Origin of the sequence: Bradyrhizobium altum (genome assembly GCF_020889705.1) — a bacterium.
GTDB classification, from domain to species: Bacteria; Pseudomonadota; Alphaproteobacteria; order Rhizobiales; family Xanthobacteraceae; genus Bradyrhizobium; species Bradyrhizobium altum.
This window is the reverse complement of record NZ_JACMYP010000357.1, coordinates 1-7,297: the sequence shown is the minus strand read 5'-3', so window position 1 is coordinate 7,297 and position 7,297 is coordinate 1. Positions and strand designations below refer to the sequence as shown.

At 63.0% G+C, this 7,297-nt stretch carries 2 protein-coding genes and 1 pseudogene; all 3 read right to left on the bottom strand.

Annotated elements, in window-relative coordinates:
• Window positions 1-20: 20 nt before the first annotated feature.
• Window positions 21-2,570, bottom strand: a pseudogene (locus H8B02_RS43285) (strawberry notch-like NTP hydrolase domain-containing protein); the annotation flags it as partial.
• 184 nt (window positions 2,571-2,754) lie between these two features.
• Window positions 2,755-4,872 carry a ParB/RepB/Spo0J family partition protein gene (locus H8B02_RS43280; RefSeq protein WP_229171876.1) on the bottom strand — a complete coding sequence of 706 codons (2,118 nt, stop codon included), beginning with the start codon at window positions 4,870-4,872 and terminating at the stop codon, window positions 2,755-2,757.
• Between the two features lie 97 nt (window positions 4,873-4,969).
• Window positions 4,970-5,932 carry an ArdC family protein gene (locus H8B02_RS43275; RefSeq protein WP_229171874.1) on the bottom strand — a complete coding sequence of 321 codons (963 nt, stop codon included), beginning with the start codon at window positions 5,930-5,932 and terminating at the stop codon, window positions 4,970-4,972.
• Between the last annotated feature and the right edge of the window lie 1,365 nt (window positions 5,933-7,297).

The following is a 7,297-nucleotide window of genomic DNA, read 5'->3' as shown; positions in this document are numbered from 1 at the left end:
TAATGTCGATATCGGCATTACACGTACTCCCGCGGCGTGATGTCGACCTGGACGTCGCCCCACTCTTCAGTCGGGATCTCAGCGAGCCGGCGCTCCATCAGCGCTTCGCCCGTCGACACGATCTGGATGACTGCCGCGTGTCCAGCCTCAAGATCGTGCTTGATCGAACGGATCAGCGACGGGGTCTTCATCGAAGTCAGCAGGTGCCCGAAGAAGCGCTGCTTCGCGCTTTCGAAGGCGGAGCGTGCCGCTGATTTGGCCTGCCCGTTCAGCGTTCCCGTTGCGCCAGTGATGTTGGCGGCTCGCATCGCGGCGTCGAGGTTGTTATGGATGATGCCGAAGGCATCTGCATAGGCATCATAGATGCGAACTTGCTCGGGCGTCAGCTGGTGTTCGACGAGCTCGTACGCGACGCCCTCGTAGGACAATGAGCGGGCAGCATAGAGACCGAGCGCCTTGAGGTCCCGCGCCAGCACCTCCATCGCCGCGACCCCACCCTCCTCGATCGCTTCGACGAACTCGGCACGCGTCGCGAACGGGAAGTCGGCGCCACCCCACAGGCCAAGACGTTGGGCATAAGCGAGGTTGTGGACCGTGGTAGCGCCCGTCGCCGACACATAAACTACGCGGGCATTCGGCAGCGCGTGCTGGAGCCGCAGGCCCGCACGGCCCTGCTGAGATGCAGCCTGTTCACCGCGTTCGCTTTTGCCCCCGACTGCATTCTGCATGGCGTGGCTCTCGTCAAAGACGATCACTCCGTCGAATTCGGAGCCCAACCATTCGACGATCTGCCTGACACGCGAAAGCTTTTCGCCACGCTCGTCGGTCCGTAGCGTGGCGTAGGTGGTAAATAGGATGCCATCCGAAAGCCGGATCGGGGTGCCCTGGCGAAACCGAGACAAGGGCGTAACCAGCAGTCGCTCCATGCCGAGCGCGGACCAGTCGCGCTGCGCATCTTCGATCAGCTTGTCGGACTTGCTGATCCAGACCGCACGGCGGCGGCCCTTGAGCCAGTTGTCGAGCAGTATCCCTGCGACCTGCCGCCCTTTGCCTGCGCCGGTGCCATCTCCCAAGAACCAGCCGCGGCGAAAGCGGATGACATTCTCTGCGTCGTCGCGCGCGGCTGCGACAACATCAAAGGTCGCGTCGACCGTCCAGGAACCAGCGAGGAACTCGGAATGCGCCTCGCCGGCATAGATGAGACTCTCAAGCTGAGCGTCCGACAGAAGGCCATCTGCCACCAAGCTCGAAGGCAGGTGCGGCCGGTAGGACGGCTTCGGCGGTGCCACGGAGGCCATCGCGGCAGACTGCACGAGCTTGGCCGGATGTGCGCACGATCCGGGAATACGGATCGACTGCAATCCGTATTCCTCATAGAGCGCGTCGGTGAGCCGAGCACCTTCCGGCGGCGACCATTCGACTGTCTCGTATGTAAGTTCGGTGCCTTCTGGCGCTGCGCCTGTCGAAGAGGACGATGCGCGCGGTACAACAGCGCTGGTCGGTCGCGACATCTCTGGCCGCTCGATAGCGACGATCTCCGGTGGCATCGCGACGGGCAGCCTTTGTGGCACATGCTGATTCACCCAGCCAAGCAGGGCAGCGACATCGGCCGCCATTCCTGGCGAGGCAGGAAAAGCCGTCGGATCGGCAGCGGGCAGCTTGTCCATCACAAGCAGCCGTGTGTCGATTTGTGTTCCGTGCTTCGCGTAGACGGCGCCGCCGATCGCCGCGGAAAATACTACCTGCCCGCGTTCCTGGAGCCGAACAAAGGCTTCTCGCCATGCTGGGTTATCCGGTGCGAAGCTGGCGCCAGTGATGGCGACGAGGCGTCCACCGTCGCAAAGACGCGCGAGCGCTGAAGCGATGTGACGGAGAGCCGCATCCGCCATCCGTCGATCGACATTCGCCACAGCGGAGAACGGCGGGTTCATCAGGACGACGCTAGGTATAACACTCGCATCGAGGTGATCATCAATCTGGGCGGCATCGAACCGCGTGACCTGAACGTTGTCGAAGAGATGGCCGAGCAGCTCTGCGCGAGCCTCGGCCAACTCGTTCAACATCAAGGCGCCCCCGGCGAGCTCTGCAAAGACGGCGAGCAAGCCCGTCCCCGCGGAAGGCTCCAGAACGCGATCAACCGTTGTAATGCCGGCTGCGGTGCATGCGACGAGTCCCAGCGGAATGGGGGTCGAAAATTGCTGAAGTGCCTGGCTGTCCTCGGAACGCCGCGTATGGGTCGGCAAACAGCTCGCGACCTTCGCGAGCATCGGCAGCATGGCCGCCGTCGAGCCAGCCCCGGCCCGTATGGCCGGTCCGAACTTGCGAAGAAACAGAACAGTTGCCGCCTCGCAGACGTCATAGGCGGTCTTCCAGTTCCAGGCGCCGGCCGCGTCGGAGGCGCCGAAGGCAGCCTCCATGGCGCTACGCAGAACAGCGGCATCGATGCGCCGGCCGCGTTCGAGTTCGGTCAGCAGCTGTCGCGCGGCCCTGACGGCGGCTGAGGTGAAAGTTGCAGCGGCGCGCAACGAAAGCGGCGCGGCGGCAGCGCTGCCGGCGAGAGATTCGGTCATGGCAGGATGTCTCAGGAGAGCAGGAAGGGGTCGAACCGCCAGGCGCTCTCCTCTGACCTCGACGGCTCAAACCCTTCCCGGCCCGGCTCTCCCTCTCAAGCCTCGCCCATAAGAATGGGGACCGGCGCTCTGCACCGGTCCCCGAGCGACCGCAGGACAGCCGGAGCCATCCCGCTCCATAATGTCACTCAGCCGCGTCGAGCTGTTGCGGATGGTCGTCGCTGCCGTTCTCCCGATCCTCCTCATCGGCGAGGAATTCGGGCAGTGGGCCCGCCTCACCTTCAGGTTCCACCGAAGAGGCGCCGGCATCGACGAGACGCAGCGGCTCCGGCAACCAGCCTGAGCCATCCAGAAGGCGCTCGGCCTCCTTGGCCATGTCGGCCTTCTTCAGATGGTCGATCAGTTGCGCCGACGACTCGCCCTTGGCCTCCCGCACCGCCTCCAGAATTCGCGGCTTGGTGACCCGGCCGAGATAGTTGTCGACGGTCGGCCGCCAGCCAGCCTGCACCATGTCGAGCCCGATCGCGCGCGCCAGTACATCAGCTTGGTCGAGACGCGTGCGGACGCCGTGAGCGGAGACACGGCCCTGATTGTAGCGGTTGGCCGGCTCATAGACGGCGTTGACCGCAAACGACGCACAGTGGGCGAACAGCGATGCCTGTGCACCACCATCGAGAGCCGTCAGCGCATCCCAAAGATCGTTCTCGCTCTTCGGCAACCGCACCTTCCAGGCCTCGTGCCGCGCCTCGACAGCTTTGGCAGAGACGCTTTCCCTCAGCCCCGGAGCTTGGGCGGGAAAGTTCGGCGTGCGAAGGCCGATCTCAAGACAGCTCCCGGACGACGCGAACCGGTAAAAGGCCGTCAGCACGAAATTGTGCAGCACCGCCTGGAACGCGACCGCGGGATTTTCTGCCAGCGCATCGCGCAATGCCAGCGTCCGATGCGCCGTCAGCTCGGTGATCAGCCGATCCGGCAGAGGCTTGGCCGCGTCTTCATCATCATCCTCGGCATCGGGAGCACTACCTGCGACCGCGATGACCGTGCGCTGGACGGAAGGGCCCTCCTCTTGACCTTCGCTCGACGACACGTCGGCGTCCTGCCCGACATCAGGATCACTTGCCTGCACCTCGTCCTCTGGCCGGACGTAACCCCGATCCACGGCGAGGCGTCCTTCGGAATCGATGCTGATGAAGACACCTGCTCGGGCGATCTCCGTCGGATCGTAGAGCATTGGCCGGTCTTCGAATGCCGCCAGTGCCGCCTCGATTTCGCCGAGACGCTGATCGATCTCGTCGGGCAGCTCGTCGGCATCCTGATATTCGGTTTCAAGCTTGGCTTGCTCGGCGTTCAGGGCATCGATGGTGGCCTGCTCCTCAGGCGAGAGATCGACAGGCTTGCCTTCGATTTCTCGTAGGCCTTGAGTGTGACCGTAGGGGAACTCTACGGCGACTGAGATCCACTTCCAGCCTTCGGCCGCAATCGTCTCAGCTTCTGTTTTGAGCTTTTCGGTTACGAGGCGGTCGAGCAACACGACGTCCTGGAGCCAACCGCCGTCGTCGTGCTCGAATAGATCCCGCAGAACGCCGCCACCCGCGTGCCGATAGGCATCGAGGCCGACAAATTGGGCCCGACGATCGGACCCGCGCACGGTGTTCTCGGTTAGCATGCGGCGGATCTGGTATGGCTCGTCATAACCGGAACGGCTGACGTTCTCCCAGACTTGCTCCTGGCGAGCGTGATCGGTAGTGACCGAGAACGCCATGAGCTGCTCGAGCGTCATGCCATCTTCGGCATAGACCTCGTGCAATTTCGGCGAGACCGACGCCAGCCGCAGCCGCTGCTTGACGATCGCAGGGTTCACGAAGTGCCGGGCGGCAATGTCATCCTCGCTCATGCCGAGATCACGGAGGATCTGGAAGGCCCGAAACTGATCGAGCGGGTGCAGACCGACCCGCTCGTCGTTCTCCGCCACAGAATCGTCCGCGGCAATGCCCCCTTCACGCACAACGCATGGCACCGCCTGAACCTTCGACATGCGTTTCTGTTTCACCAGTAGCTCAAGGGCACGATAGCGCCTGCCGCCCGCCGGCACCTCGAACATGCCGGTTTCGTTGCCATCTGCATCGACGACGGCCCGGACGCTCAGACTTTGCAGAAGGGTACGCTGCGCGATGCTCTCGGCTAGCTGCGCGATCGAAACACCGGCCTTGACGCGGCGAACGTTCGACTGGCTGAGCACGAGCTTGTTGAAGGGAATGTCCCGCGAAGGCGACAGCGTGATCTTTTGGACGGCTTTCGTCATTTTGGCTCTCCACGACGAGCGGCCGAAAGACTCTCTCTCGGCTTCCAACCCGTCGCGAACAGCCTCCCCTCCTCTCACTCTCGCGCGAGGCCAAGCATCACGCCGCCTCGTGATCGGCGACGGCTGAATCCAGCGACGCGGGCTCAATGGACCCGGGAACGAAGCCGAGCAAATAGTCCGCGGCCTTGCTCGCCTGTGAGGCGGCACGTACGATGGCGCGATTGTCTTCGCGCAGGACTTCAAGCCAGGAGCCGATATAGTCGGCATGGCGCACGGTCGGCACGATCCCGAGTGACGCGCAGCTGAACGCCGAACTCAACTCGGCGACCAGTTCTTCGAAGGCATATTTTTTAGTACCGTAGGATCCGCTCTGGTCGCGATTGAGGCGCGAGGGATGCCCGGTCGCATGACCGAGTTCATGCAAGGCCGTACGGTGCCAGTTGATGGGTTCGAAATAGGCCTGCGGCGGCGGGACCTGCACGAAGTCTTCGGCCGGTGCGTAGAATGCGCGATCGCCACCAATCCGAAAGGTGACCCCGGTGGCTTTGATCAAAGCCTCCACCGTCGGCTCGATCAGCCCTGGCGGCGGTGGCGGAGCCGCGGTAGCGATCTCATTGGGGAGTCCGGCGCATTGGTCCGTGTTGAAGACGATAAATCGCTTGAGAAATGGAATGGCCTGCGCTTCGTCGCCAGTCTCGGCGGCACGCCGCTTCTCATCACGCGGGACGAAACGGTCGGCGTAGACCACCGTGGTACCACGCTCCCCCTTACGCACATGCCCTCCAAGCGACAGCGCTTGCCGGAACGTGAGCCAGCTTTGACCGCTGTAACCATGCTCGATCGTGCTTCCCCAGAGCAGAAGGATGTTGATCCCGCTGTACGAGCGATCGGTCGAAGCGTTTTTCGGCATCGCTAAGGGTGCCCTTGCCACGGCCGTACCCCAGGGCTGAACCCAGGGGACGCGTCCGGCCTCAAGTTCGGCGATGATCTTGTCAGTGATTTCGGTATAGAGGTTCGGCCGGTCCAGACCGGCGCGCGCGCAAGCGTTAGGTTTTGACATCGCGGATCTCCGCGACGGGCACCGCGAGCCTCTCTCGCAGCTTGTAACCCGTCACGGAAAAACCAGCCTGCACTCTTACTCTCAGCCTCTTCGCAATCTGCCTGAGGGCCGCAGGCCCGATCAGGCGTGCGCCAGCGGCGCATCGCCTCAACGGAAAATGGCACCCGGAGAGCGTGAGCATAGCGACCCGAAGGGGCACGCAGGTCCGAGTGCAGCGACGAGACCGGTTCAATGGCGGCACCCGGGAACGGGGCAGTGATAGCGATCGCCGAAAGGCGAGCCCCTTTCCCGAGTGCCCCCGGCGAGGAGCACCAAAGCTCTAGCGCGAGGGATTGAAGCCGCAAGGCGTGCGCCGTTGTGGCGTGAAGAAGAAGGGAGTGTTCGAAAGAATGGAGCCTACTGGTTTGGCTCTTACTTGCCCGACTTACCGGTGTCGGAAACGACTGAGACCTCGAAAGAGGAACGGGACCAGAGCATGTCGGGAAACGTCTCAAAATCGGGCGCCGCAGTCCGGTGGAGAGCACAGAGTAAGGTGTGCATGGTGAAAGCTGTATTGCCTGAATCCCAGTTTCCAGTCGCCAAAGGGCTGGCAGTAGCGAACGCGGCTGACACGCTACGCCACGCGGGGCAGATCGCACCGGCCAGTGCGAACTGCCACCAGTCCGCGTGGGACGACCACCATCCGTGGGTCAAGGAGACGAATGGGACACCTAAACACACCGCAACTCCCCGCACACGCAACTACGGGATCGCCTGCAACAGGTTCTTTCGAGGACCTGTATGGCGACGGAGCCGTCATAGTACCCAAATGCCCGGCGTAATGGCCGGGACAGCTGCCGTGAGACAGACGATCATGCGTATAAGGCCGGGTGACCGGACCGAAAGCGCCTCCGATCGGGGGGAAGGACGATGCCGCGAATAACGGCATGTGCAGTATGCGTAGAAGAGATTCTTCGACGGAAAGGTTCTGCTGATGCAGGCCGTTACCATCCAGAGAAGAATTGAATCATTGAGCATGCGCATACGGAAAGCCGTGTGCATTGAAAAGTGCCCGCACGGTTTGGGGGGAGGCGTAGGGATATCCTCTTCGAGGTATCCCGCGCCTACCCTACCGAGACGCTGCGCGGCTCGGTTTACGAGAGCCCGGTGCGGCCCTGGCCGCACGCGCCAAAACCTGAGCGAACGTGATGCAGGCAATGATACGAGAACCGCCCGGCATTTTCACAGGAGTCTCACAATTATGGAAGAGAGGCCTGTGGGCGGAGCGAAAGCGAAGGCCACTCGCGGACGCGGCGAAAGAGGCACCCGCAGGAGGGTCAGCATAGCGCCGACGCGTAGCGGCGGGACCCGGGACCGAGTGCAGTC

Bases quoted from the DNA above. Each gene is read 5' to 3' on its own strand.
- H8B02_RS43280 (WP_229171876.1), bottom strand. From the start codon at position 4,872: ATGACGAAAGCCGTCCAAAAGATCACGCTGTCGCCTTCGCGGGACATT.
- H8B02_RS43275 (WP_229171874.1), bottom strand. From the start codon at position 5,932: ATGTCAAAACCTAACGCTTGCGCGCGCGCCGGTCTGGACCGGCCGAAC.